Source organism: Nonomuraea sp. NPDC049637, from assembly GCF_040675235.1.
GTDB lineage: Bacteria > Actinomycetota > Actinomycetes > Streptosporangiales > Streptosporangiaceae > Nonomuraea.
The window spans coordinates 13,769-39,149 of the sequence record NZ_JBFAOM010000011.1 but is presented as its reverse complement, the minus strand read 5'-3'; the positions used below and the strand labels follow the sequence as shown (position 1 = coordinate 39,149).

The following is a 25,381-nucleotide window of genomic DNA, read 5'->3' as shown; positions in this document are numbered from 1 at the left end:
GATGGTCGGATCTCGCGCGACGGTGCGGCAACCGCCATCCGGCTGCCGTTGGCGGCCCGACGTCCGCCGTCCGGCGACCTCGGCCAGGGCCGGGTCAAGGTCGGCCGGGGTCAGCTCAGGAGGGCGACGGCCTGTTCGGCCGGGGTCAGCTCAGGAGGGCGACGACCTGTTCGGCCAGGGGCGCGGCGCTGGCCGGGTTCTGGCCGGTGGCCAGCCGGCCGTCCACGACGACCTGCGGCTGCCAGTCGGGGGCGGGCTCGTGCCGGGCGCCGCGCTCGGTCAGCGCGTCGGCCAGCAGGAACGGCACCACCCCCGCCACGCCCCGCGCGGTCTCCTCGCTGTTGGTGAAGGCGGCCACCCGCCGCCCGTCCACCAGGTGGGAGCCGTCGGACAAGGTCAGGCCGACCAGCGCGGCCGGGCCGTGGCAGACCGCCGCGACCACGCCGCCGCGCTCGTAGATCTCGCGGCCGACCCGGGCCACGTCGGGGTCGGCGGGGAAGTCCCACATGGTGCCGTGGCCGCCGGCGTACAGGACGGCGTCGTAGGCCGAGGCGTCCACCGCGGAGAGGGGGGCGGTGTCGTCGTCCAGGCCGGTGGCGAGGAAGGCGGCCTGCGCCGGGTCGTCCGGGTCGTGGCCGTCGCGGGGCGGCCGGCCGCCGGCGATGCTGGCGACGTCCACCTCGAAGCCGGCCTTGGTGAAGATCTGCCAGGGATGGGCCGCCTCGGGGACGTAGTATCCGGTACGCTCCACGCCGCCGAGGTCGTCGTGGCTGGTCAGCACGATCAGGATGCGCTTGCTCATGCCGTTGAGCATGGCCGGGAAAGCCCATCAGCCACAAATAGCGAGACGTCGGTCGTGGCATCAGAATAGTGATGTGTCGTCTCTCTCGCTGGACCTGCTGCGGACCTTTCTCGCCGTCCACAGGACCGGCTCCATCACCGCCGCCGCGCACACACTCGGCCTCTCGCAACCGGCGGTGACCGCCCAGGTCAAGACGCTGGAGGCGACGCTCGACCGGCCGCTGTTCGACCGGCTGCCGCGCGGCGTCGCGCCCACCCCCGCCGCCGACGAGCTGGCCCGCCGGGTGGCCCCCGCCCTCGACGCGCTGGAGGAGGTGGCCGGCTCGGAGCTGCCCTCGGACGAGGCCGTGCACCTGGGCGGCCCGGCCGAGTTCCTGTGCGAGGAGGTCATGCCGATGCTCGCCCCGCTCGTCCGCGACGGGCTGCGCCTGCGCACCACCCTCGGCCTGGCCGACGACCTGCTGGCCGACCTCGCGGCCGGACGGCTCGACCTGGTGTTGTCCACGATCCGGCCCCGGGTGCGCGGCATCCAGGCGGACCCGGTCTACGACGAGGAGTTCGTCCTGGTGGCGGCGCCGTCCGTGGCCCGCGGGCTGCCGGTCGGCCGGGTCGGGCCCAAGGAGCTGGCCGCGGTCCCGGTGGTGGCCTACGCCGAGGACCTGCCCATCGTGCGCCGCTACTGGCGGGCCGTCTTCGGGCGGCGGCCGTCGATGGCCGCGCAGGTCGTCATCCCGGACCTGCGCGGGGTGCTGAGCGCGGTGCGGGCCGGCATGGGCGTGTCCGTCCTGCCCGCGTACCTGTGCCGGCGCGACCTGGCCGAGGGCACGCTGGTCGTGCTGGCCGAGCCGGCGGAGCCGCCGATCAACACCGGCTACCTGGCCGTACGGTCGGGCGCGCCGGCCAGGCCGGCCGTGGGGCGGGTGCGGGCCCACCTGCTGGCGGCGTTCCGGGCGGCGCCGCCGTACTGACGACGAAGGTGGATGACGGGCGATCAGCTTGGGCATGCTGGGCACATGTGTCATTCCACCGACAGCCTGCCGCCCGCCCCGCCGATCCAGGGGGAGGTGGCGGCGCACGAGCAGATCACGCTGACCTCCGCCGACGGCACCCGCTTCATGGCCTACCGGGCCGACCCGGCCGAGCCGAACGGCCGCGGCGTGGTGATCATGCCGGACGTGCGCGGCCTGCACCCGTTCTATCGCGACCTCGCGGTGCGCTTCGCCGAGGCCGGGTTCCGCACGATCGCGATCGACTACTTCGGCCGCACCGCCGGGACCGACGACCGGGGCGACGACTTCGACTACATGCCGCACGTCGACCAGCTCAAGCTCGACCAGGTGCAGGCCGACGCGGCGGCGGCGACCGCCGAGCTGGCGGCCGGCGGTCCGGTGTTCACGGTCGGCTTCTGCATGGGCGGCGCGCTGTCGTGGCGTCAGGGCGCGGAGGGCAACGGCCTGGCCGGGAGCATCGGCTTCTACGGCGCGCTGCGCTTCATCGACGAGCCGAGGACCGGTCCCGGCGCGCCGCTGCTGCTGCTCCGGGGCGGCGCAGACAAGGTGTCGAGCCCGGCGGAGTTCGACGCCTACACCGCGGCGCTGGACCGGGTGGGCACCGAGCACGAGACCCACCTCTACGAGGGCGCGCCGCACTCCTTCTTCGACCGCTCGTTCAAGGAGTGGGAGGGCGTCTGCCAGGACGCCTGGCGCCGCATCCTGTCCTTCACCGAACGGCACTCAGCCTAGGTACGCGGCCCGCACCACCGGATCGTCCCTGACCCGGGCCGGCGTCCCGGACGCGATGACCCTGCCCAGGTCCAGGACGACGATGCGGTCGCAGATCTCCATGACGAAGCCCATGTCGTGCTCGACCAGCAGCACGGTGGTGTCCAGGGCCCTGACGACCTCGCCGAGCCGGGCGGTCTGGGCGGCGTCCAGGCCGGAGGTGGGCTCGTCCAGCAGCAGGAGCCGAGGACGGTCCGCGAGCGCGCGGGCCAGCTCGACCATCCGGCGCTGCCCGACCGGCAGCGCGGCGGCGTACGCGTCGCGCAGCGGGGTGAGCCCGCACAGGTCGAGCACCTCGGCCACGCGTGCGCCGCGCTCGCGCTCGATCCGCCGCCGGCCCGGCCACCCGGCCAGATCGGCGGCCAGCCCGCCGCCACCGCCGTGCCAGTCGAGCGCGGCCAGCACGTTCTGGGCCACGGTGAGCCGGCCGAACACCTGCGTGCGCTGAAACGTCCTGCGCACGCCGGCTCTGGCCCGCCGGAGCGCGGACACGCCGGTCAGGTCGCGCCCGTCCAGCGTGACCCGGCCCGCGACCGGCCTGCGCAGCCCGGACACCACGTCGAACAGCGTGGTCTTGCCCGCGCCGTTCGGGCCGATCACGCCGCAGACCTGGCCGGGCCTGGCCTCGAACGACACGCCGTCCAGCGCCCTGACGCCGCCGAAGGCCACGGACACGCCCTGCACCGCCAGCATTCACCTCACCCCCAGGTAGGCGGCGGTCAGCCGGTCGCCGTCCACCTCCGAGCGGGGGCCCGTCCAGGTGACGGCGCCCAGCCGCATGAACGCGACCCGGTCGGCGACGGCCAGCGCCTCGGTCGCCTTCTCCTCGACCAGCAGCAGCGCCACGCCCCGGTCGCGCAGCTCGGCGAAGACGTCGAACACCTGCCGCACCACGAGCGGGGCCAGGCCCAGCGAGGGCTCGTCGGCGATCAGCACCCGCGGCGGCCGCACCAGGGCCGGGGCCAGCGTGAGGAGCTGCTGCTCGCCGCCGGACAGGGCACCCGCGGCCACCGTACGGCGGGCCGCGAGCTGCGGCAGGCGCCGGTAGACCGGCTCCGGATCCTCCAGCCAGGTACGCAGGTTCTCCTCCACGGTGAGCCCGGGGAAGACGCCCCGCCCCTCGGGGGCCAGCAGGACGCCGGCGCGCGCCCGCCGGTGCGCCGGCCAGGCGGTGACGTCCACGCCGTCGAGCAGGACGCGGCCGCCGGTCACCGGCAGGTCCCCGGCGGCGACGGCGCACGCGGTGGACTTGCCCGCGCCGTTCGCGCCGAGCAGCGCCACCACCTCGCCGGGCCGCACCTCCAGCCGCACCCCGCGCAGCACGGTGCAGTCGGCGTAGCCGGCCACGACGTCCTCCAGCACGAACAGCGGCCCCCCGGGGCCGCCGGGCGCGGAAGGCCTGCCGGAAGAAACACCGAAAGAAGCACCGAAAGAAGCGGCGGGAGAAGCAGCGGGAGAAGTGGCCGAGAGGCGGCGGGCGCGGCGGCGATGGCGGGCCTCGGCGAGCTGGGTGAGCACGCCGTCCGGATGCCGGGCCAGGATCATGCCGCCCGCGCCGAACAGGATCGACCCGACGTGCGCGGAGACGTCCCAGGTGGCCAGCAGTTCGGGCACGGCCACCGCGACCAGCCCGCCGAGCACCGCCCCGCCGATCCTGCGCACGCCCTGCAGCACCACCACGGCCAGCCAGACGAACCCGGCGAACGCCGGCAGGTCGGTGGCCGTGACCGACCCCTTGGAGATCGCGAACAGCACGCCGCCGAGCCCGGCGATCCCCGACGCCAGCACGAACAGCACGATCTTGGCCCGCGGCGCGGACAGCCCGGAGGTGACGGCCGCCGCGGGCGCCGACCGTACGGCGAGGACGGCCCGCCCCGACGCCGACCGCTCCAGGTTGCGCACCAGCAGCGCCACCAGCCCGATCAGCGCCAGCAGCACGGCCACCCGCACCCGCGGGTCGGAGGTGTCGGCGAAGCCGAGCCCGAGCGCCGGCAGCGCCCATCCGATGGTCCCGTTGCTGAAGGCGTCCACCTGGAACAGCACCTGGTCGGCCAGCAGCGCCAGGGCCAGCGTGGCCAGCGTCAGCACCCGGCCGCCCAGCCGCAGCGCGGGCAGCGCCACGACCAGCCCGACGGCCCCCGCCGCGGCCACCCCGAGCAGGATCGCCACGACGAACGGCAGCCCGGAGGCGAACGCCCACCCGCAGGTCAGCGCCGCCATGGCGGCGAAGGCGGCCTGCGCCAGGTTCACCATGCCGCCGATCCCGGTGACCACCACGAACGAGCAGAAGATCAGCGCCAGCACCAGCCCCTGGGCCGCGACGCCCACGTAGTACTCCGGCCCGAGCAGGGCGAAGGCCGCCAGCGCGGCCAGGCCCGCCGCCCACGGCAGCCGCCTGCGCCAGGCCGGCACCCCGGCCAGGTGGTCGGGCGGCGGGACGTCCTCGGCGGCGCTGCCCGCCACCCGCTCCCGCGACCGGTTCAGCAGCAGCAGCCCGGCGAACAGCAGGATCACCGGCACGGCCGTGCGCAGCCCGGTGACCTCCTCCAGGAAGTCGGTGTACCCGGCGACCAGGTTCTGCACGACGCCGAGCGCGAGCCCGGCGGCGAACGTCCAGGGGATCGAGCGCAGCCGCCCGAACACGGCCGCCGTCGCCGAGGCGAACAGCAGCACCGTGTACGCCGTCGCGTCCAGCCCGAGCACCGGCGCCGCCAGCACCCCGGCCAGCCCGGCGAGCCCCGATCCGAGCATCCAGGCCAGCGCCGAGGTGGCGTCGGCGTCGATGCCCCGGAGCGTGGCCAGGCTGCGGCGGTCCACGCAGGCGCGCATGCGCAGCCCGTACGGCGTGTGCCGCAGGAACGCCCACAACCCCGCCGCCGCGACGGCCGAGAAGGCGAAGGTGATGAGCTGGTCGCTGTCCAGCCGCACGCCGAGCTGGTCGAACGCCCGGGCCGGATGGGGGCCGACGCCGCGCGGCAGGGAGGTGGCGTCCGTGGCGGGCAGCCCGGCCAGTTCCACGGCCAGCAGGCCGAGCGCGGGCAGCGCGATCGTGAGCCCGATGGTGGCGACGATCTGCACGGTCTCCCCCGCCTGGGCGAGCCCGCGGAACATGGCCCGGTGCAGCAGGTAGCCGAGCGCGGGCGCGAACAGCCCGGCCGCCACCAGCGCCGACAGCCAGGCGGGCAGCCCGGCGGCGGCGGTGAGCTCGTAGAACACGAGGGCGGCCAGGAAGCCGACGGCGCCGTGGGCGAAGTTGAACACCCCGGTCGCCGCGTACGACAGGGTCAGGCCGGAGCCCATGATCGCGAAGACGGCCCCGGTGACCAGGCCGCTGAGCACGTACTGGAGGATCATTTCAGCGGCACGTTGTCGAAGCAGGCCATCCTCCTGGCCACCTGGAAGGCGCCGCCCTCCAGTTTGACCAGGGCGCCGCAGCCGTTGGGCTCGCTGTGGTCCCTCGGGTAGCGGATGCGGCCGAACCCGGGGTTCTCGTAGAGGTAGTCGCCGTTGGCGGTGGCCAGGAACTTCTCCCTGGTCAGGTCCTTGCCGGTGCGCTTGAGCACGTCGAGGAAGATGTCGGCGGACCAGTAGCCGATCGCCAGGTGCTGGGTGAGCGCGGCGCCGGGGGCGACCTGCTCGACGTCCTTCTTGAGCTGGGCGATCTCGGGCGCCGGCGACTCGAACGGCTCGAACATGGGCGCGGCGATCACGCCGTCGAGCGCCTGCGCGCCGGCCGGGTCCTTGAGGATGGCCAGGTCGTAGCTGGTGGCGTCGGTGAGCACGCCCTTGTAGCCGGCCCGTTTGAGCGCCGCGTAGAGCCCGACGTTGAACTTGGTGCCGGCGATCACCGAGACGACGACGTCGGGGGCCCTGCCGCCGTCCGAGGTCATGATCTTGTTGACGTACGGGAGCCAGTCGGGGGGCGGGGCGGCGGCCGGCAGGCCGGAGTTCACGCCGGCCAGCCTGAACCCGGCCGCGGTGAACGACTGGGAGATGGTCGTGCCGCCGTACTTGCTGCCGCTGGAGTCGCTGGTCTGCACGTAGACGCTCTTGCCGGCGGCGCCGCCGAGCAGGTCGGCCAGCTGCCTGCCCCACCACGTCTGGGACCCGGCGCCGCGTTTGGGGGCCAGGCAGCCGTTGTAGCCGAACCCGGTCCTGGTGCCGCACCACTGCGGCCCGGTGGCCCAGCCGAACCAGGGGACGCCCTGCTGTTCGAGGAAGGCCGCGCCGCCGAAGTTCGGGGCGTGCACCGGGACCAGGGCGAACACCTGGTCCTTCTGGACGAGTTTCTTGGCCGCCGCGTCGCCCTTGGCCGCGTCCTGGGCGTCGTCCTCGGCGCCGATGAAGTCGATCTTCCGGCCGTGCACGCCGCCCTCGGCGTTGGCGCGGGCGAACCTGGCCTTCGCCCCGATCTCGGCGTCCCTGGTCGAGTAGCCGCTCGCGCTGGTCTTGGTCAGCACGCCGCCGACCTTGATCGTGGTGTCCGTCACTCCCGCGCCCGACTGGGCCGCGCCGGTCTGCTGGGCCGCGCAGCCGGCGACGAGCAGCGTCAGGGTGAGCGCCGCCGCGCCCCGCCGTACCATGTTGTTCTCCTCGCGACTCGGCCTAGCGCTCGCTTGGTTTCGCTGAGCGTAGATTTGCCGGGAAGGGGTGTCAACGACTAACCGAGCAACCGCTTGCTCGCAGGCGGCGCGCCGGGCTAGCGTGGGGCGCATGCTGATGCGCGCGGCCGTGCTGACCGGGTTCCACGCCCCGCTGGAGATCCGCGACGTCGAGATCGACGACCCCGGCCCCGGCGAGGTGCGCGTCCGGATCATGGCCTCGGGCGTGTGCGGCTCCGACCTCAAGGCCATCGACGGCAAGAGCCCCGTAGTGGGCGCGCCGCCGTTCATCCTGGGGCACGAGAGCGCGGGCGTGGTCGAGAGCGTCGGCGCGGGCGTCACCTCCGTCAGGCCGGACGACCACGTCATCATCGCCATGAGCGGCCCCTGCGGGCGCTGCCGCCACTGCGGCTCCGGCCGCTTCCACCTGTGCTCGGGCCCGCAGCGGCTGCCGACCATCATGGGCGGCCCGCCCAGGGTCACCCTCGACGGCCGGGAGACCCGCCGCTTCATCGGCATCGGCTCGTTCGCCGAGTACGCGGTGGTCGCCGAGGCCATGTGCGTCAAGATCGCCAAGGACGCGCCCTTCGCCGCCATGTGCCTGCTGGCCTGCGGCGTGATCACCGGCGTGGGCGCCGTCCTCAACGTGGCCGAGGTGCCGCCGGGCGCCTCGGTCCTGGTGGTCGGCTGCGGCGGCGTGGGGCTCAACGTCATCCAGGGCGCGGTGCTCGCCGGCGCCACCACGATCATCGCCGCGGACGTGGCCGAGGGGAAGCTCAAGCTGGCCGAGCGCTTCGGGGCCACCCACCTGCTCACCGCCGGCGACCTGCCCCGCCAGGTCGGCGCGCTGGTCCGCGGCGGCGTCGACTACGCCTTCGACGCGACCGGCGTCCCCGGCGTGCTGGCGGAGGCCTTCGCCGCCACCCAGCCGGGCGGGACCACGGTCATGGTCGGCAGCCCGCCCCAGGGCCACCCCATGGCGCTGGACACCGGCCTGCTGTTCTCCTCCCGCCGCCTCATGGGCACCCAGGGCGGCGACGCTGCGCCGCACCGCGACCTGCCCATGCTGGCCGCCCAGTACCTCCGCGGCCGCCTCGACCTCGACGGCCTGATCACCGAACGCCTCCCCCTCGACCAGATCAACGAGGCGGTCGCCCACGTCCGCCAGGGGACGGTCGCCCGTACGGTTATCACGTTCTGAGACGCTATTCTAATTTCCTTTGGAATAGTGGAGGTTGTCCCATGTCGTACCCCCAGCAGCGCTACCTGGCCGAGACCGGCGAGATCAGCGCCACCCTGCGCCCGGCGGACAAGGGCCCCGACCTGTCGATGGCGACCGGCACCCGCGTCCACTACCTGGGCACGGGCGGCTCGACGAACGGCGCCTACGGCCTGTACCGCTGGGAGATGGGCCCGCGCCCCGGCGGCGCGTCCCCGCACTTCCACCGCACCATCACCGAGTCGTTCTACGTGCTGACCGGCACCGTCCAGCTCTACGACGGCGACAAGTGGGCCGACGGGCGCCCCGGCGACTTCCTGCACGTGCCCGAGGGTGGCGTGCACGCCTTCCGCAACGCCTCCGGCGAGCCGGCCTCGATGCTGGTGCTCTTCACGCCGGGCGCGCCGCGCGAGGCGTACTTCGAGGAGCTGGCCGAGATCGCCCACAGCGGCCGCGAGCTCACCCCCGAGGAGTGGACCGAACTCTGGCTGCGCCACGACCAGTACGCGGTCTGATGGCCGATTTCCCCGAGGAACCCGTCTACCGGCACCTGGCCCGCGTCGGCAAGGCGCTGGCCAACCCGGTGCGGCTGCGCCTGCTCGACGTGCTCGACCAGGGCGAGCGCACGGTCGAGGAGCTGGCGCGGGCGGCCGGCGTGCCGCTCAAGAACACCTCGGCCCAGCTCCAGCACCTGCACGCGGCCCACCTGGTGACCAGCCGCCGGGACGGCACGCGGATCCGCTACCGGCTGGCCGACGAGCAGGTCTCGCGCTTCCTGGGCGACCTCCAGCGGTTCGCCCACGACCGGCTGTCCGGCCTGCGCGAGGCGGTGCGGGAGCACCTGGGGGACCTGTCCGGCGTCACGGCCGACGAGCTGGCCGCCCGGCTGGCCGACCCCGGCACGGTGGTCGTCGACGTCCGGCCGGCCGGCGCCTACGCCAAGGGACACGTGCCGGGCGCGATCTCGGTGCCCCTGGACGACCTGGCGGGCCGCCTGGCGGAGCTGCCGGCCGACGCCCGGGTCGTGGCCTACTGCGGCGGGCCGTACTGCGTGCTCTCCCCGCAGGCCGCACGCCTGCTGCGCGAGCGCGGTCTCGACGCCCGCCCGCTGGACGGCGGCCTGGTCGGCTGGCGGCGTGCCGGGCACGAGGTCGTGCGGGAGCGTACTGTGAGCGGGTAATCGCCCACAGTGAGGGAGGTCCGCATGCTCGCCAGAGGAGCCGTCGCGGCCGGCCTGCTCGCGGTCGTGACCGTGGGCGGCGCCGGCCCCGCGCAGGCCCGCTACCGCTACGACTTCCGCAGCCGCGAGGTGGTCATCTGGAGCGAGCCGAAGGGCGGCGCGGCCCAGCTCGGCGTGGGCCGTCCCGGCGACGGCTTCGACTCCGACCGCTCGGAGGAGCACGAGCTGTTCCGCTGCGACGACGCCTTCGACAGCACCCTGTGGCACCACGGCACCGACGCGGCCACGGGCGTCGTCGGGTGGGTGCCGGCCTGCCACCTCGACGACCCCGACTGACCGGCCTGTCACCTCGACGGCCCCGGACCGGCCTGCCACCTCGACGGCCCCGGACCGGCCTGCGACCTCGGCGCCCCCGGCTCACCGGCCGCCGGCGGGGTCAACGCCCGGCGCCCACCGGCTCCTGCGCGCGCTCGCGGCGCGGCTCCGGCTCGTCCTCCTCGTGGCCCTCGACCGACAGGTTCGGCAGCAGCCGGTCCAGCCAGCGCGGGCACCACCAGTTCGCCCGGCCGAGCAGCACCATCGTGGCCGGCACGAGGAAGCCGCGGATGACGGTCGCGTCCACCGCGATGGCCACGGCCAGCCCGACGCCGAACGTCTTGACCATCGCGTCCGGGTAGGCGATGAACGCCACGAACACCGCCACCATGATCAGGGCGGCCGAGGTGATGACCCGGCCGGTCGAGCCGAGGCCCTCGGCCACCGCCCGGCTGTTGTCGCCGTGCCGGGCGTGGGCCTGGCGCACCGCCGTGAGCAGGAACACCTCGTAGTCCATCGACAGGCCGAACAGCACCGCGAACAACATCAGCGGCACGTAGCTCTCGATCGGCACGGAGAAGAACAACGTCTGGAGGTAGGAGGCGTCCATGGGGGCGTCCATGCCGACCAGGCCGCTGCCGAGGCCGATCGAGAACACCAGCGCGAGCGCGCCGAACGCGGCGCCCAGCGACACCAGGTTCATCACGGCGGCCTTGACCGCGACGACGGGCGCGCGGAAGGCGAACAGCAGGAGCAGCGCGCTGAGCAGCACGACCACGCCGATGACCAGCGGGGTGCGCTCGTTCATGCGGTCCCCGGCGTCGGTCAGCCCGGCCACCTTGCCGCCGACGTGCACCTGGACGCCCGGGATCGAGATGGCCCTGACCTCCCTGACCACCTCGGCGGCCTTCGGGTCGCTCGGGGCGTAGTCGCTGATCGTCTGGAGCAGGACCGAGCGGCCGGAGGCGTTCACCTTGGGGTCCGACACGTGGGCGACCCCGTCGACGCGGGCGACCTCGTCGGCGATGCGCTTCACGGTGGCGTCCCCGGCGCCGGAGACCTTCTCCGGCAGCTCGGCGACCACGATGAGCGGGCCGTTGCTGCCGGGGCCGAAGGCCGTGGCCATCAGCTCGTACGCGCGGCGCCCGGCCGAGTCCTTGGCCGCGTACCCCTCGTCCAGGGGCCCCAGCTGCAGCGCGAGCGCGGGCGCGGCCAGCGCGCCGAGCACGAGGACGCTGCCGATCAGCACCCGCCACGGCCGGCGCGCCACCCACGCGCCCAGCCCGGCCCAGCCGGCGCCCCCGCCGCGGGTGGACGACCGCCCGCGCACCAGCGGCACCTTGAGCGCGTTGACGCGGTGGCCGAGCAGCCCGAGCAGGGCGGGCACGAGGGTGACCGAGGTCAGCACGGCGAAGACGACGGAGATGCCGGTCACCCAGCCGAGCGTGCTCAGCAGCGGGAACCCGGCCAGCATCAGCGCGCTCAACGCGATGATCACCGTGCCGCCGGCGAACACGACGGCCCCGCCCGAGCTGGCCACCGTCCGCCGTACGGACTCCACGACCGGCACGCCGTCGGCCAGCAGTTTGCGGTGGCGCGACAGCAGGAACAGCGCGTAGTCGATGCCGACGCCGAGCCCGATCATCGTGGACATGATCCCGGCCTGCTTGGGCATGTCCACGACGTAGCCGAGCAGGCCGATCACGCCGAGCCCGGTCGCAACGCTGACCAGCGCGGCGAAGATCGGCACCATCGCGGCGACCAGCGTCCCGAACGCGAAGACCAGCACGAGCAGCGCGCACACCACGCCGATGATCTCGCTCGGCCCGGTCTTGATCTCCTTGCTCGCCGGGTTGGAGTCGGCGGCGGGCACCACTTCCAGCCCGGCGTCCCTGGCCGGGGCAGCGGCGTCGGACAGGGCCTGGGTGTCCTCGCCCACCTTGTCGGGGTCGTTGCCCTGCATCTTGACGGTGATCACGCCGATCTGCAGGTTCGAGGCGATGCCGCCCATCCGGTAGGGCGTGTCCACCTGGACGACGTGCGGCATCGTGCGCATCGCGGCGACCGCGCGCTCGACGGCCTGCTTGCGCGGTTCGTCGGTGAGCTTCCCGTCCGCGGAGTACAGGAGGAGTTGCACGGTTCCGCCGGTGGCGTAGCCGGGGCCGAAGCCCTCCTTCATCAGGTCGTGCGCGCGCTGCGCGTCGGTGCCCGGGATGGAGGCGTCGTTGCTGACCGGGCTGCCGAGCGCGAGGCTCGCGCCCATCAGGCCCGCGGCCAGGGCCACCCATAAAGCCAGCACGATCCGCCCGTGCCGCGCGCACCAGCCACCCAGCCGACCAAGAAACCGCGTCATCGTCTCGCCCCTGCCCGACGGCCGTCCTGTACGGTCGTACAGGACTACGATAAAACGGAGGACATCCGAAATTCCGGATCCCGTGGGAAATGAGACGATGACCACACCCGACGACACCCGCTCCCGGATCCTGGCGGCCGCGCGCGAGCTGTTCGCCGAGCGCGGCTACGCGGGCACCTCGCTGGCCGACATCGCCGCCGCGGTCGGGCTGACCAAGACCGCCGTCGCCTACCATTTCCACCCCAAGGACCGGCTGGCCTCGGAACTGCTCTCCCCCGCCGCGGCCGAGATGATCACGCTGCTCGACACCGAATACCCGGACCGCAAGGCGTTCGTCGAGGCCCTGGCCGTCTTCGCGGTGCGGCACCGCGCGGTGATCCGCCTGTTCATGGAGGACCTGGCGGCCGACGACAGCCAGCCGCCCGGCTCCGAGCGCGCGGTCGTCGGCACGTTCAGGGACGAGATCTTCGCCAAGCTCGCCGGCGAGAACCCGGGCCCGGAGGCCAGGGTCAGGTGCTGGGCGCTGCTCGGGGCGCTGCAGTGGGGCGTGGTCAAGACCATGGACCTGCCCGAGGACCAGGTCACGGCGGTCATGCTGGAGTCCGCGCTGGCCTTCTGACGACTTCCCCGCCGCTTCCCGCGGCCTCCTCGCCGCTCCCCCTCCGCGTCCGGGCCGCTCCCCCTCCGCGTCCAAGCCGCGTCCGGGCCGCTTCCGGGCGTGCCGGTGGCGGCTACAGGCCGGTCGAGGGGTCAGTGGCGGGGCCGGTCGGGGTCTGCGTGGGCTCCTCGGGGCCGGGGCCGCCGGACTGGCCGGCGACGCCGACCGTGATCACCACCACGTCGCCGGGCGCGGCGCAGGCGCCCGGGGTCAGGCTCTGGCTCAGGACGGTGTCCGCCTTGGCGTCGTCGTCCACGACCTGGGCACGGGACCGTACCGTGAAGCCGGCCGCGACCAGGGCGGCCCGGCCGTCGGCGCGGGGCCGCCCCACCACGGACGGCACCTCGACGCCCTGGCGAGCCACCGTGAGCGCCACCGTCGCGCCGCCCGGCAGCCGCGCGCCGGCCTCCGGCCGCGTCGCGAGGACCTGGCCGTCCGGCTGGTCGGAGCAGGCCCGGGTGACCGTCCCCGCCGCGAGCCCGGCGGCGGTGAGCGCCGCCTCGGCCGCCTTGCGCTGCCGCCCGATCAGGGACGGCACCGGCACCCCCGCCGACACCTCCAGCGCGACCGCGCCGCCCCGGCCCACCACCGTGCCGGCCGCCGGACGGCTGCCCAGCACCCGGCCGATCTCCCGCGGCGAGTCGGTCCTGGTGACCGCGCCGACCGTCAGCCCGGCCTGCTTGAGCGCCTTGACCGCGGCGGCCCGGTCCATGCCGGTCAGCGGCGGAACCGCGACCGTCACCGGCCGCCCGGCTGTCGGCTCACCGGTGGGTCCGCCGGTAGGTCCGCCGGTGGGCTCGACGGTGGGCTCGACGGCGGGCGCGACCGTGGGCACGCGCTGCCGCTCGGCCGGCTTCCCGCCCGGCCGCGAGGAGGAGTGCGCCGAACCCGCCGGGCTCGGCGGCGCCGCCGGCAGCACGGACGCCTGGCCGGAGCGGTGGCCGTTGAGCGCGGGCACGATCACCGTGAGCACGACCGCGGTCACCAGCAGCGCCGCGCACACGGCCACGACCGCCTGCACCCACCCGGCCCCGCGCCCCCGGCGGTCCGTCGCGCCCGTCCCGGCCCGCGTCCTCAGACCGTCCGGCTCGTCCGGCGTCCTCGGGCCTCGCGCTCCCGACTCGTACGGCGCCCTCGGGCCTGGCGGACCCGGCTCGTACGGCGCCCTCGGGCGTCGCGGTCCCGGCTCGACCGGGGCCGTCGGGTCCGGCGGGGTCGTCGGGCCGGTGGAGGTGGGAGGTTCCGGGCCGGCGCCCGTCCGGGAGCGCAGGTGGTAGGCGCCGGCCGCACCGGTGACCTCGGGCTCGGCCAGCGGCACGGGCGGACGTTGCCCGGGGACCAGCGGCACGTCCCCGTACCCCCGGTCCGGCGCGTCCGGCTCGCCCAGCAGCGCGAGCAGCAGTTCCCTGCTGGAGGGCCGGTTCCTGACGTCCTTGTCCAGGCAGGCGGCCACCAGCACCCGCAGCCGCCCGTCCAGCCGGCCCAGCTCGGGCGGCGCGGTCAGGATGCGGTGCAGCACCGGCGCCACCGAGTCCTGCCCGAACGGCGCGCTCGCGTTGGCCGCGAAGCACATCGTCGCGCCCCAGGAGAAGACGTCGGCCGCCCCGGTCACGGCCGAGGCGGTGATCTGCTCGGGAGCCATGTACGCCGGCGTGCCCACGCCCCGGTTCGTCACCGTGGCCGCCGCGTCCAGCGCCCTGGCCAGGCCGAAGTCGATCACCCGTGGACCGTCGGGCCCGAGCAGCACGTTCTGCGGCTTGAAGTCCCGGTGCACGATGCCCGCCCGGTGGATCGCGGCCAGCGCGGTCGCGGTGCCGACCGCCAGCCGCTCCAGCGCGCCGCCGTGCCGCGGCCCGGTCAGCGAGACCTCCCGGTGCAGCGAGGGCCCGTCGACGTACTCGCTCACGATGTACGGCCGGCCCTCGTCAAACCCGGCGTCGATCACCTGGGCCGTGCAGAACCTGGCCACATGCTTGGCCAGCTCCACCTCCCGCAGGAACGCCCCTTGCTCGTCCCCCACGGGCCCGTGCAGCAGCTTGACCGCGTACCTCTCGCCGCCTCGCGAACCGAGGAACACCGCGCCCTGTCCGCCTTCACCCAGCCGCCCGGCGAGCTCGTACTCGCCGAGTCTGTGCGGGTCCCCCGTTCTCAGCGGCTGCGCCGTCGGCATGGGGCGCCTCCCCTCGCCGCCACCCCTTCTTGCTCTCCACTGAAGGCAACGGGCGGCGTTCAGTCAACAGTGTGCACGGCAATCGCCGCCTGACCGTGACACAGCCGGTCAGGAGGAACGGGAGAGCTGGCCCGCGTACATGACGGCGCCGGTGTCGGACCGGGTCACCTTGACCAGGAACCGGTCGGGGTCGTCCGAGGGGACGATGCGGACCGTCCCGGCGTGGCACGCCTGGCCCTTGACCTGGCCGAGGGCGAACACGACGGGGCTCCTGGTGGGGGCGAGCCGGCCGGAACAGTGCAGGTCGGCGCCCCAGCGCATGGTGGATCCGCCGTCGGCGCGCAGGCGCAGCTCGACCGGGAAGACCCGGCCGGCCGTGGGGTGCTCGGCCGATCCCGTCCAGGTGCCGTCGAGGGTGGTGCGCGTCGCGTCCGGTTGCCCGGTGGTGGGGGTGTGCTGGGCCGTCCCCTTCCAGGTGCCGTCCAGGCCGGGGCCCTGGGACGCCCGCAGCCAGAACACGAACCCGGCGACCCCCATCACGACCCCGGCCACCGCCACGACCACCTGCCACCCCCGCCACGTCCTCCGCCCCGCGACGGCGGCCGTCCCTTCGGAGGGAGGGGAGCCCGCGACGGCGGGCGTCCCTTCAAGGGGAGAGGAGCCCGCGACGGCGGCCGTCTCAGGGAGTGAGCCCGCGGGGGCGCGGGTTCCCCGCGGGGAGGGCCAGGGCACTGTGGCGGGCGGCCCTTCCGGGGAGAGGCTTGGCACTGTGGCGGGGGTTCGGTCGGGGGTGGTCGTGGGGGCGGCGGCCTGGGCGCCGGAGGGGAGGACGTCGCCCGTTCCGCCGTCCTGGCCGAGCAGCGCGCGCAACGTCTCCTCGGCGTCCGGACGGTCGCGCGGGTCGTGGGCCAGGCACGCCTCCACGATCTCCCGCAGCCGACCCGACAACCCGCGCAGGTCCGGCTTGCCGTACAGGATCCGGGCCAGGACCTCCTGGTAGGTGTCCGCCATGTACGCGTGCCGCCCCCCGGCCGTGTACGCCACGGTCAGCCCCCACGCCCACATGTCGGCGGGCGGCCCCGCCGGCTCCCCGCTGATGCGCTCGGGCGACAGGTAGGCCGGCGTGCCGATGGGCGACCTGGTCGTGGTGGCGGCGGCGTCCATCAGCCGGGAGACCCCGAAGTCGATCACCCGCGGCCCGTCGAGGCTGAGCAGCACGTTGCCCGGCTTCAGATCGCGGTGGACGACCCCCGCCCGGTGGATCGCCCCCAGGGCGGTGGCGGTGCCGATGGCCAGCCGGTCGAGCGAGCCGCCGCGCCGCGGCCCGCCGGCCGTCACGTGCTCGCCCAGCGAGGGCCCTTCGACGTATTCGCTGACCAGGTAGGGCCGGTCGCCGTCGAGGTCGGCGTCGAGGAGCTGGGCGGTGCAGAAGGCCGCGACCCGGCGCACCGCCTCCACCTCGCCGAGGAACCTGCGCCGTACGTCGGCGTCCTTGGACACGCTCGCGTGCAGCAGCTTGATCGCGACCTGCGCCCCGGCCGCCGAGTGACCGAGGAAGACGACGCCCTGGCCGCCCTGCCCGAGCCTGCGCGAGAGCCGGTACTCCCCCAGCCGCCGGGGATCATCAGCACGGAGCTCGGACATAGGGCGTCATTATGGCATCGCCTGTAGCAGCGCGGCGTAGCCGTCGAGGGCGCGCAGCACGACGTCCGCCGGGCCGCTCGGCAGGGTGGCCACGGCCTCCTCGATGCCGAGCCCGGCGAAGTAGTCCAGCTTCTCCCTGGTGGGCAGCGTCCCGAACGGGATCACCCGGGCCATCGGCCGCCCGGCCTTCTCGCACGCCTCGCGCAGGGCGGGCAGCGCGTCCTTGATGCCCTTGCCGCCGATGGGCATCCAGCCGTCGCCGTACTCGGCGATGTGGGCGAACAGCTTCGGCCCGGCGGCCCCGCCGAGGTAGACGGGCAGGTCGTGCGCGGGCTTGGGCCACGACCAGGACGGTTCGAGCCCTTCGACGGCGGCCACCTCGTCCCGCCAGAAGGCCCGCATGGCCAGCACGTTGCGCCGGGCGACCTCGCGCCGCCGCCCGTACGGCACGCCGTGGTTCTCGATCTCCTCGACGTTCCAGCCGAACCCGACGCCGACCACCACGCGCCCGCCGGACAGGTGGTCGAGCGTGGCCAGCGCCTTGGCGGTCACGATCGGGTCGCGCTGGGCGGCGAGCAGGATGCCGGTGCCGACGCGCAGCCGCCGGGTCGCGGCGGCGGCGAAGGAGAGCGCGACCAGCGGGTCCAGCGTGCGCTTGTACTCCTCGGGCAGCTCGGCCTGGCCGCCGGCGGGCGGCGTGCGGCGGCTGACCGGGATGTGGGTGTGCTCGGGCAGGTAGAGCGAGTCGAACCCGCGTTCCTCGGCCGCGGCCGCGAGGTCCTGGACCGGCATGGCCAGATCCGTGGCGAACATCGTGACACCCAGCCTCATACGGCCTCCTCATATCAACCAAGCGATTGCTCGGCTAAGATTTCCAGGGTAGCTTGCAAGGCGACGTCCGCGGAAAGAGGTTCCCGGTGAAGTTCTCTATCTTCCTGAATCCGCAGATTCCAGGCTCTGGATACGCGGCCGAGGAGAACGCCAAGGCACGGCGTCCCATCGGACGCGACACCGAGTCGTATCAGCGGCTGCTGCACGAGGTGCGGGAGATAGCCGTCCACGCCGACCAGATCGGGTTCGACGCGCTGATGATGACCGAGCACCACTTCCACTCCGAGGGGATGGAGTTCTCGGTCAATCCGCTGATGTTCCTCACCGACCTCGCCGCGCGGACCGAGCGCATCCTGCTCGCCCCGCTCGGCATGGTGCTGCCCGCCTGGGACCCCATCAGGGCCGCCGAGGACGTGGCGCTGCTCGACCAGTTCAGCAAGGGCCGCCTGCGGCTCGGCGTGGCCCGCGGCTACCAGAACCGCTGGATGAACGTCCTCGGCCAGCGCTGGCAGGCCGCCGCCGCCCGCTCCGACGGCTCGGCCTCGGACACGCGGAACTTCGACGTCTTCGGCGAGGTGCTGAAGATCATGAAGATGGCCTGGACGCAGGAGACCCTCCGCTACAAGTCCGACGTGCTGGACTACGAGGTGCCGTACCCCTTTGACGGTATCGAGGGCTGGCCCGCGATGGAATGGACCAAGACGTTCGGGGCGCCCGGCGAGGTCTCCGACGACGGGAAGATCCAGGCCGTCTCGGTCTGCCCCCGGCCGTACCAGAACCCGCATCCGGAGCTGTGGCAGCCGTTCACGATCTCCGACCGGTCGGTGATCAGGGCGGCGCAGGAGGACATCCTGCCGTGGATGTTCACCCCCAACCCCGACGACCACGCCGCCAAGGCCAAGCTCTACCAGGAGGAGTCGGCCCGGCAGGGCCGCCACTACAAGCTGGGCGAGCACACCGGCATCCTGAAGATCGTCGGCATCGCGGACACCACAGAGGAGGCGATCAACACCTTCGGCCGCAGCATCCCCAAGGACTTCGCCGCCTTCTTCGGCCCCTTCGGCTACCTGGAGGTGCTACGCAAGAAGGAGGACGAGAAGCACAAGCCGATCTCCCCCGAGAAGGGCGACGCCAAGCGGATGAACGACGTGGAGATGGCGCTGTTCGGCACGCCGGACGACGTCAAGCGCGGCATCCAGCGCATGCTCGACCGCATGCCGGACCTGGAGTGGTTCGGCCTGTACATGCAGGGGCAGCAGGGCGTGCTCCCGCTGGACACGGTCAAGCGGAACCTGGAGATGTTCGCCACCAAGGTCGCGCCGGAGTTCCGATGAAGATGTGGCTGGGGGCCTCGTTCGTCCCGACCGACCAGTTCGTGGAGCTGGCGCGGGCGGCCGAGCGCTGCGGCTTCGACACCTTCACGCTGTCGGACCACCTGTTCTACGCCGACTTCGCCTCGCGGTACCCGTACTCGCGGTCGGGCGCGCCCCGCTGGGACGCCGCGACGCACTGGCCCGACGTGTGGGTGACGATCGGCGCGATGGCCACGGCCACCACGACGCTGCGCTTCTCGCCGAACGTCTACATCGCCCCGGCCCGCGACCTGTTCACCGTGGCCAAGCTCGTCTCCACGGCGGCGGTGCTGTCGCGGGAACGGGTGACGTTCGGGGTCGGGGTGGGGTGGTGCGAGGAGGAGTTCGCCGGCACCGGCCAGGACTTCCACACCCGGGGCCGCCGCCTCGACCGGATGCTGCCCACGCTGCGCGCCCTGTGGTCCGGCGAGACCGTCGAGCTGGACGGTCTGCCGCCGCTGTCGATCTCCCCCACGCCCGCCGGGCCCGTGCCCGTCTACGTGGGCGGCGACAGCGAGGCGGCGCTGCGCCGGGCCGCCCGCTTCGGCGACGGCTGGCTGGGCAACCGCATCTACACCGAGGAGCAGCTCGACCCGGTGCTCGACACCCTCCGCCGGCACCTCGACGAGAACGGCAGGACGGGCCCGTTCGACATCGTCGCCCCGCTGGCCGTGCTGCCGGACGCCGAGACCTACCGCCGCTTCGCCGCCAAGGGCGTGACCGCCACCATGGCCGCCCCCTGGTGGCTGGCCACCCCCGAGGAGAAGGCCCGGTACGGCGCGGACAGCCTCGACCTGAAGATCGCCACGATGGAGCGCTTCGCCGAGGAGGTCATCGCCAAACTCTGACCCCGAAGCCCCGGCCCCCCAGAAACCAGGGCCCCGGAACCCCCGGAGCCTCAGAACCTCCGACGATCCTGGCCGGGAGCGCGGCACGCGCGCGTCCCGGTCACGATCGCCCTTCCGCCAGGTTGGCCATGATCCGCCGCAGCATGCCCGTGACCTGCTCGATCTCCTCCCCGGAGAAGCCCGAGAAGACCTGGCGGCTGACCCCGCCGAAGATCGGCGGCAGGCGCGGCACCAGCGCGTGCCCCTCGTCCGTCAGCTCGATGACGACCGACCGCCGGTCCTCGGGCCGCCGCACCCGCCGCAGCAGCCCCTTGGCCTCCAGCCGGTCCAGCAGCCGGGTCATCCCCGCCGTGTCCGTGCCGAGCCGGCCCTTCAGCACGCCGGGCGTGCTGCGCCCGCCCGCCGCGTGCAGCAGCAGCGCCGCCTGCTGCGCGGTGAGCCCGAGCGGCGCCAGGCGGCGCTCGGTCTCGGTGTTGAGCTCCCGCCCCACCTGCACGAGCAGCGACCCGCCGCCCAGCACCAGTTCGAACGGCGGCGGCACACGATCGTCGGTCACGCGACCAGAATAGCTGGCGCAAGCATTTACTGTCGCGACAGCTATCGTCTATCGTCAGGCCCATGGACACTTCTGCCCACATCATCGTCGCAGGAGGCGGCATCGGCGGCTTATCCCTGGCCCAGGGCCTGCGCAAGGCGGGTCTCCAGGCCACCGTCCTGGAGCGCGACCCCTCGGCCGGCCACCGCCCCCAGGGTTACCGCATCAGCCTCAAGGAGACCGGCGCCGCGGCGCTGCGCGCGTGCCTGCCCCCCGATCTGTACGACCTGGCCGTGGCCACCTCCATCCGCCCCGCCACCCGCATGACCTTCATGGACACCCGGCTGGTCCCCAAGTTCTCCAAGGACGTCCCGCCCCAGCTCCCCGGCGTGGACGGCTTCGGCGTCAACCGGCTCACCCTGCGCGAGATCCTGCTGTCCGGCCTCGACGTGCGCTTCGGCACCGAGTTCAGCCGGTACGAGCCGCTGCCCGGCGGCCGCGTCCGCGCCCACCTCGCCGACGGCTCCGCCCTGGACGGCGACCTGCTCGCCGGCGCGGACGGCGTCGGCTCCCGCGTCCGCGCCCAGCTCCTCCCCGACGCCGTCGTGGACCGGCTCGACTGGGCCCTGTACGGCAGGACCGTCCTGACCCCCGACCTGCTGGCCGCCACGCCTCCCGACCTGGTCGACACCTTCAACCGGGTCACCGCGCCCGACCACACCGCGATCTCGGTCGCCACCTGCCGCCCCTGCGAGCCGGTGGCCGAGGCCGCCGCCCGGCACGCCCCCGGCCTGCGGCTGACCGACGTCCCCGGCTACTTCTCCTGGACGCTGACCGCCCCCGGCCCCCGTCCTGACGACACCTCCCCCGCCGCCCTGCACCGGCTCGCGCTCGCCATGGTCGCCGGCTGGCACGAGGGCGTGCGCCGGATCGTCGAGCGGGCCGGCCCCGAGGCGACGTTCCTGGTGCACACCCACTCGGCACGGCGCGTGCGCCCCTGGGACGAGCCCGCGGTGACCCTGCTCGGCGACGCCGTGCACAGCATGAGCCCGGGGCGCGGCGAAGGCGCTAACGTCGCGCTGCGCGACGCCCACACCCTGAGCGCGGGTCTGGCCGCGGCCGTCGCCGCGGGCCGCCCGCTCGCCGAGGCGAAGACGGCCTACGAGCACGCCATGCTCGACTACGCGTTCACCGCCGTCGAAGCCTCGTTGCAGCAGCCGTTCGCCCCTTTCGCCCGTCCTGTCCGACCACCGGCGCGTTGAACCGGCCGGAGTTACGGATGGGGGCCAGGGGGACGATAGCCTCGTCCCGTGCTGGAAAAGATCGCAGCCACCCGATATGTGACCCCGCTGCGGGAGGGCGGGTCGCTGCCGGGCGTCGTCGAGGCCGACGACCTCGGCACGTACGTGGTGAAGTTCCGCGAGGCGGGGCAGGGCCGGCGGGTGCTCGTCGCGGAGATCATCGCCGCCGAGCTGGGCCGCCGGCTGGGGCTGCGCACTCCCGAGCTCAAGCTCATCGACCTCGACCCGCAGCTCGGCGTCCGCGAGCCCGACGAGGAGGTCCAGGACCTCCTCAAGGCCAGCACCGGCCTCAACCTGGCGGTCGACTTCCTGCCCGGCGCGCTCGGGTTCGACCCGCTCGGCTGGATCCCCGACCCGGTGTTCGCCTCCAGGGTCGTCTGGTTCGACGGCCTGATCCACAACATCGACCGGAGCTGGCGCAACCCCAACCTGCTGGTCTGGCACCGCGACACCTGGCTCATCGACCACGGCGCGGCCCTGTGGTTCCACCACAACTGGCGCACGGCCGACCCGCAGCGCGCCTTCGACACCGGCGACCACGTGCTCGCCCCGTTCGCGCCCGACGTGCCCGCCGCCGGCGACGACCTGGCCGGCCGCATCACCCGGGAGCTGCTCGACGAGGTGACGGCCCTGGTGCCCGACGAATGGCTCGACGGCGAGCCGGGCTTCGACTCCGCCCAGGCCGTGCGGGACGCCTACACCGACCATCTGCTGAGCCGGGCGCACGGGCCGCGCGAGTGGCTGCTGCGCGGCCCCGACAAGGAACGCAGGGCGTCCGGGCCCGGCTCGGTCGGCGAGTTCTGGCGGGGAGGCAGCCGGTGACCAGAGACGTCTACGAGTACGCGGTGATCCGCGTCATGCCGAAGATCGAGCGCGGCGAGCTGATCAACGCCGGCGTGCTGCTCTACTGCCAGCCGCGCGACTACCTGTGCGCGCGCGTGCACCTCGACCCGGCCCGTCTGCGCGCCCTCGACCCCGGCGCCGACCTCGACGGCGTGCGCCACGCGCTCAGCGCCTACGAGCGGGCCTGCGGCGACCGTCCCGGCCCCCTCGCGGGAGAGCCGCTGGGCGGCCGGTTCCGCTGGCTGACCGCGCCGCGCAGCACGATCGTCCAGACCGGGCCGGTGCACGCGGGCCTCACCGCCGACCCCGGCACCGAGCTGTCCCGCCTCTTCGACAAGCTGGTCCGCCTCTAGCCGCACACCCTCAGAACAACACCGACATGAAGGTGTCCACCTCGCGGAACCCCACCTTGCGGTAGACGGCCCGCGCCGAGTGGTTGAAGTCGTTGACGTAGAGCGACACGACGGGGGCGAAGCAGCTCATCGCCGCCTCCACGACCGCCGCCATGCCCGCCACCGCGTGGCCCTTGCCGCGCTGGTCGGGGGCCACCCACACGCCCTGGATCTGGCAGGCGTGCGGCGTGACCGCGCCCACCTCCGCCTTGAACACCACCCGGCCGTCGTCGATGCGCGCGTAGGAGCGGCCGATGCGGATCAGCTCGGCGACCCGGGTGCGGTAGAGCGCGCCGCCGTCGCCGAGGTTGGGCGAGACGCCCACCTCCTCGGTGAACATCGCCACGCACGCCGGCAGCACGATGTCGAACTCCTCGGGCCGCACCCGGCGCACCAGCGGATCGGCGGGCACGGGAGCCTTGCTGGAGGTCGCCATCACCGGCTGCGCCCACCGGATGGCCCGCGCCCTGCCCCAGTGCGGCTCCAGCCGCTCCCACAGCAGGGACACCGCCTCGACGGGGCCCACGATGGACGAACACCTGCGCCCCTGCTTGCGGGCACGGTCGGCGAACGCGTGCACGGCCTCGGGACCGGCGTTGACCGGCACCATGTTCGCGCCGGCGTAACAGAGCGACACGAGCCCGCCGCGCGGCCCGAATCCCCACATCTGCCCACCGAGCCGTGCCGGATTGAGTCCGACGGCCCGCACCCGGGAGGAGACGAAGACGTTGGCGACCGGATCGCAGTCAAGCAGGGCGAGAACCTCGTCCCGGTCGCTGTCGTCGAGCACGCGCGACGCCGATGTACGCAGCATCACATGGTCAGACTACGCGAACGTACCCCGAATAGCTCACCGGGACAGCACGTCGGTGAGCCGATCGTGACCCTGCGCGTCTCGGGCGGCCATGTGGGCGGCCAGGTGGGCGGCCGGAGCCGGGTCCGGCAGGGCCGCGCAGGACACCGTCCGGGCCGGCAGCGTGCCGTCGGCCAGGTACGCCGCGAGGTGGCCGTCCACGCACCGGTTGCCGGCCAGCGACACGCCGTGGTTGCCGCCCTCGTCGATCACCATGCCGCTGCGCGGGAACCGCCGGTGCATGGCCAGCGCCCCCCGGTACGGCGTCGCGGCGTCGTCGCGCGACTGCAGGAACAACACCGGCGGCAGCTTCGGCGAGCCGTGCACGGCGACGGGCGTGCCGCCCTTGACCGGCCAGAACGCGCACGGCGCGTTGAACCAGGCGTTCGGCCAGGTCAGGAACGGCGCCCTGCGGTGCAGCCGGGCCATGTCGGTGCGCCACTTGGCCCAGTCGCGCGGCCACGCGGCGTCGCGGCACTGGACGCCGAGGTAGACGGCGTAGCCGTTCTCGTCGTCGGCGTCGTTCTTGCCGCGCCGGTTGTACGCCTCCACCAGCGGCTGCACGTCGCCCTTGCGCACGTAGGCGGACCAGGCGCGGGCGAACTCCGGCCACACCCGGTCGGTGTACCCGCCGAGGGTGAAGGTGTCGTCCAGCTCGCTCGGGCCGACCACGCCGCCGGCCGGGCGGGTGCGCAGCCGGTCGCGCATCGCGTAGTAGGCGAACGAGGTCTGCTTCAGCGTGCCGCCCAGCCGGTAGACGTCGTTGTGCCGGGCCGTCCAGGCGAGGAAGGCGCGGTGGCGGCGCTCGAAGGCGACGTCCTGGCCCAGGTTCGACCGGTACCAGACACCCTCGGGGTTGACCGTGCTGTCCATGACCAGCCGCCTGACCCGCTGCGGGAACAGGGTCGCGTAGACGGCCCCGAGGTAGGTGCCGTACGAGTAGCCCAGGTAGCTGATCTTCTCCTCGCCCAGCGCCGCCCTGATCGTGTCCATGTCCCTGGCCGAGTTCTCGGTCGTCAGGTGCGGCAACATCCAGGCCCAGAGGTCGCCGCAACGGGTGGCGTACTCGTCGGCCCTGGCCAGCAGCTTGCTCTCGTCACCCGCCGTGCGCGGCACCGCGTCGGGGCGCGGCGCCCGGTAGTAGGCGTCGGGGTCAACGCAGTGGAGCGACGGCTCGCTGCCGCCGACGCCGCGCGGGTCGAACCCGACGACGTCGTAGCGCTCGCCCAGCCGGTTCGGCAGCCCGTTCGAGACGAACTCGGTCAGGTCACGCCCCGAGGCCCCCGGGCCGCCCGGGTTGATCAGCAGGGTGCCGAGGTGGTTGCCGTCCCTGGACACCTTGGCCTTGATGCGGTTGATCGCCAGTTTGATCGACTGGCCCCAGGGGTCGCGGTAGTCGAGCGGCACGCGTACGGTGGCGCACTCCAGGTCGGCCCGGACCGTCTTGCCCTCCTTCGCCGGGCACGGCCCCCAGACCACCTGTTGCGCCCCCCAGGCCGCGCCCCTGCCGGCCGACGCCACACCGTCCGCGCTGACAACCCCGGCGACCAGCACCGCGATGCCGATGGCAACACTGAATACGCGCTTCACCCAGCCCCTCCCCCTCGTCATGGCCCTGTGATGCTCCCGCGGGCGGGCGGGTCATGACGCTGGGTATGGGGAAAGGCTTGCCAGTTTGTAATGGGGCCATTGCACCGGGTCACC

General features: G+C 73.8%; 23 protein-coding genes. 12 read left to right on the top strand and 11 right to left on the bottom strand.

Annotated features, from left to right (window positions below; all coding sequences use genetic code 11):
* Positions 1-145: 145 nt before the first annotated feature.
* A complete protein-coding gene (locus tag AB0J71_RS17340) occupies positions 146-802 on the bottom strand; it encodes a type 1 glutamine amidotransferase domain-containing protein (RefSeq protein WP_364414915.1) in 657 nt (218 codons plus the stop codon).
* A 73-nt stretch (positions 803-875) separates the two neighbouring features.
* On the opposite strand from AB0J71_RS17340, the gene AB0J71_RS17335 reads away from it, so the two are divergent.
* Positions 876-1,769 carry a LysR family transcriptional regulator gene (locus AB0J71_RS17335; RefSeq protein WP_352319422.1) on the top strand — a complete coding sequence of 298 codons (894 nt, stop codon included), beginning with the start codon at positions 876-878 and terminating at the stop codon, positions 1,767-1,769.
* 45 nt (positions 1,770-1,814) lie between these two features.
* Positions 1,815-2,543 (top strand): dienelactone hydrolase family protein, encoded by a 729-nt coding sequence (locus tag AB0J71_RS17330; protein ID WP_364414913.1) that lies wholly within the window; start codon positions 1,815-1,817, stop codon positions 2,541-2,543.
* On the opposite strand, the gene AB0J71_RS17325 is transcribed toward AB0J71_RS17330, so the two are convergent.
* From AB0J71_RS17325 to AB0J71_RS17315, 3 genes are read right to left on the bottom strand one after another with little or no spacing between them, the layout of a single operon-like run.
* Positions 2,535-3,275 (bottom strand): ABC transporter ATP-binding protein, encoded by a 741-nt coding sequence (locus AB0J71_RS17325; RefSeq protein WP_364414911.1) that lies wholly within the window; start codon positions 3,273-3,275, stop codon positions 2,535-2,537. The genes AB0J71_RS17330 and AB0J71_RS17325 overlap by 9 nt on opposite strands.
* The gene (locus tag AB0J71_RS17320; RefSeq protein ID WP_364414909.1) at positions 3,276-5,936 is read right to left on the bottom strand and encodes an ATP-binding cassette domain-containing protein; all 2,661 of its coding nucleotides are present in this window, start codon (positions 5,934-5,936) and stop codon (positions 3,276-3,278) included.
* The gene (locus AB0J71_RS17315) at positions 5,933-7,165 is read right to left on the bottom strand and encodes an ABC transporter substrate-binding protein (protein WP_364414907.1); all 1,233 of its coding nucleotides are present in this window, start codon (positions 7,163-7,165) and stop codon (positions 5,933-5,935) included. The genes AB0J71_RS17320 and AB0J71_RS17315 overlap by 4 nt, the downstream gene beginning before the upstream one ends.
* Before the next feature lie 130 nt (positions 7,166-7,295).
* Between AB0J71_RS17315 and AB0J71_RS17310 the strand changes: the two genes are divergently transcribed.
* Genes AB0J71_RS17310 through AB0J71_RS17295 form a run of 4 tightly spaced genes read left to right on the top strand, consistent with a single transcriptional unit; the run spans position 7,296 to position 9,918 of the window.
* Positions 7,296-8,384, top strand: coding sequence for an alcohol dehydrogenase catalytic domain-containing protein (locus AB0J71_RS17310; RefSeq protein ID WP_364414905.1), 1,089 nt, complete (start codon positions 7,296-7,298; stop codon positions 8,382-8,384).
* A 41-nt stretch (positions 8,385-8,425) separates the two neighbouring features.
* Positions 8,426-8,917, top strand: coding sequence for a cupin domain-containing protein (locus AB0J71_RS17305; protein WP_364414903.1), 492 nt, complete (start codon positions 8,426-8,428; stop codon positions 8,915-8,917).
* Complete coding sequence (locus tag AB0J71_RS17300) at positions 8,917-9,582, top strand: metalloregulator ArsR/SmtB family transcription factor (protein ID WP_364414901.1); 666 nt, start codon at positions 8,917-8,919, stop codon at positions 9,580-9,582. The genes AB0J71_RS17305 and AB0J71_RS17300 overlap by 1 nt, the downstream gene beginning before the upstream one ends.
* Positions 9,583-9,606: 24 nt before the next feature.
* Positions 9,607-9,918 carry a hypothetical protein gene (locus tag AB0J71_RS17295; RefSeq protein WP_352319407.1) on the top strand — a complete coding sequence of 104 codons (312 nt, stop codon included), beginning with the start codon at positions 9,607-9,609 and terminating at the stop codon, positions 9,916-9,918.
* 100 nt (positions 9,919-10,018) lie between these two features.
* On the opposite strand, the gene AB0J71_RS17290 is transcribed toward AB0J71_RS17295, so the two are convergent.
* Complete coding sequence (locus AB0J71_RS17290) at positions 10,019-12,250, bottom strand: MMPL family transporter (RefSeq protein ID WP_364414899.1); 2,232 nt, start codon at positions 12,248-12,250, stop codon at positions 10,019-10,021.
* 97 nt (positions 12,251-12,347) lie between these two features.
* Here AB0J71_RS17290 and AB0J71_RS17285 point away from each other — a divergent pair, with 97 nt between their 5' ends.
* Positions 12,348-12,869, top strand: a complete 522-nt coding sequence (locus AB0J71_RS17285) for a TetR family transcriptional regulator (RefSeq protein WP_352319403.1) — start codon at positions 12,348-12,350, stop codon at positions 12,867-12,869.
* 112 nt (positions 12,870-12,981) lie between these two features.
* Here AB0J71_RS17285 and AB0J71_RS17280 read toward each other — a convergent pair whose 3' ends face one another.
* The 3 genes from AB0J71_RS17280 to AB0J71_RS17270 form a co-directional block, all read right to left on the bottom strand.
* The gene (locus AB0J71_RS17280) at positions 12,982-15,078 is read right to left on the bottom strand and encodes a PASTA domain-containing protein (RefSeq protein WP_364414897.1); all 2,097 of its coding nucleotides are present in this window, start codon (positions 15,076-15,078) and stop codon (positions 12,982-12,984) included.
* A 108-nt stretch (positions 15,079-15,186) separates the two neighbouring features.
* On the bottom strand, positions 15,187-16,722 hold the full coding sequence (locus tag AB0J71_RS17275) for a protein kinase (RefSeq protein WP_364414895.1): 1,536 nt from the start codon (positions 16,720-16,722) through the stop codon (positions 15,187-15,189).
* 9 nt (positions 16,723-16,731) lie between these two features.
* Complete coding sequence (locus AB0J71_RS17270) at positions 16,732-17,553, bottom strand: TIGR03619 family F420-dependent LLM class oxidoreductase (RefSeq protein WP_352319397.1); 822 nt, start codon at positions 17,551-17,553, stop codon at positions 16,732-16,734.
* Positions 17,554-17,639: 86 nt separating this feature from the next.
* Here AB0J71_RS17270 and AB0J71_RS17265 point away from each other — a divergent pair, with 86 nt between their 5' ends.
* A complete protein-coding gene (locus AB0J71_RS17265) occupies positions 17,640-18,887 on the top strand; it encodes an LLM class flavin-dependent oxidoreductase (protein WP_352319395.1) in 1,248 nt (415 codons plus the stop codon).
* Positions 18,884-19,753: a TIGR03619 family F420-dependent LLM class oxidoreductase gene (locus AB0J71_RS17260; protein ID WP_352319393.1), complete on the top strand. Its 870-nt coding sequence runs from the start codon at positions 18,884-18,886 to the stop codon at positions 19,751-19,753. Before AB0J71_RS17265 ends, AB0J71_RS17260 begins: the two co-directional genes overlap by 4 nt.
* A 100-nt stretch (positions 19,754-19,853) precedes the next feature.
* Here AB0J71_RS17260 and AB0J71_RS17255 read toward each other — a convergent pair whose 3' ends face one another.
* The gene (locus AB0J71_RS17255; RefSeq protein WP_364414893.1) at positions 19,854-20,309 is read right to left on the bottom strand and encodes a MarR family winged helix-turn-helix transcriptional regulator; all 456 of its coding nucleotides are present in this window, start codon (positions 20,307-20,309) and stop codon (positions 19,854-19,856) included.
* 62 nt (positions 20,310-20,371) lie between these two features.
* Between AB0J71_RS17255 and AB0J71_RS17250 the strand changes: the two genes are divergently transcribed.
* From AB0J71_RS17250 to AB0J71_RS17240, 3 genes are read left to right on the top strand one after another with little or no spacing between them, the layout of a single operon-like run.
* On the top strand, positions 20,372-21,550 hold the full coding sequence (locus AB0J71_RS17250; protein WP_364414891.1) for an FAD-dependent monooxygenase: 1,179 nt from the start codon (positions 20,372-20,374) through the stop codon (positions 21,548-21,550).
* 48 nt (positions 21,551-21,598) lie between these two features.
* Entirely contained in the window at positions 21,599-22,411 is an 813-nt protein-coding gene (locus AB0J71_RS17245; protein WP_364414889.1) for a HipA family kinase, read from the top strand.
* Positions 22,408-22,785 (top strand): DUF3037 domain-containing protein, encoded by a 378-nt coding sequence (locus AB0J71_RS17240; protein WP_352319386.1) that lies wholly within the window; start codon positions 22,408-22,410, stop codon positions 22,783-22,785. Before AB0J71_RS17245 ends, AB0J71_RS17240 begins: the two co-directional genes overlap by 4 nt.
* A 10-nt stretch (positions 22,786-22,795) precedes the next feature.
* Here AB0J71_RS17240 and AB0J71_RS17235 read toward each other — a convergent pair whose 3' ends face one another.
* Both AB0J71_RS17235 and AB0J71_RS17230 read right to left on the bottom strand, forming a co-directional pair.
* Positions 22,796-23,638, bottom strand: coding sequence for a GNAT family N-acetyltransferase (locus tag AB0J71_RS17235; RefSeq protein WP_352319456.1), 843 nt, complete (start codon positions 23,636-23,638; stop codon positions 22,796-22,798).
* A gap of 36 nt (positions 23,639-23,674) precedes the next feature.
* On the bottom strand, positions 23,675-25,267 hold the full coding sequence (locus tag AB0J71_RS17230) for an alpha/beta hydrolase (protein WP_364414887.1): 1,593 nt from the start codon (positions 25,265-25,267) through the stop codon (positions 23,675-23,677).
* Positions 25,268-25,381 lie beyond the last annotated feature (114 nt).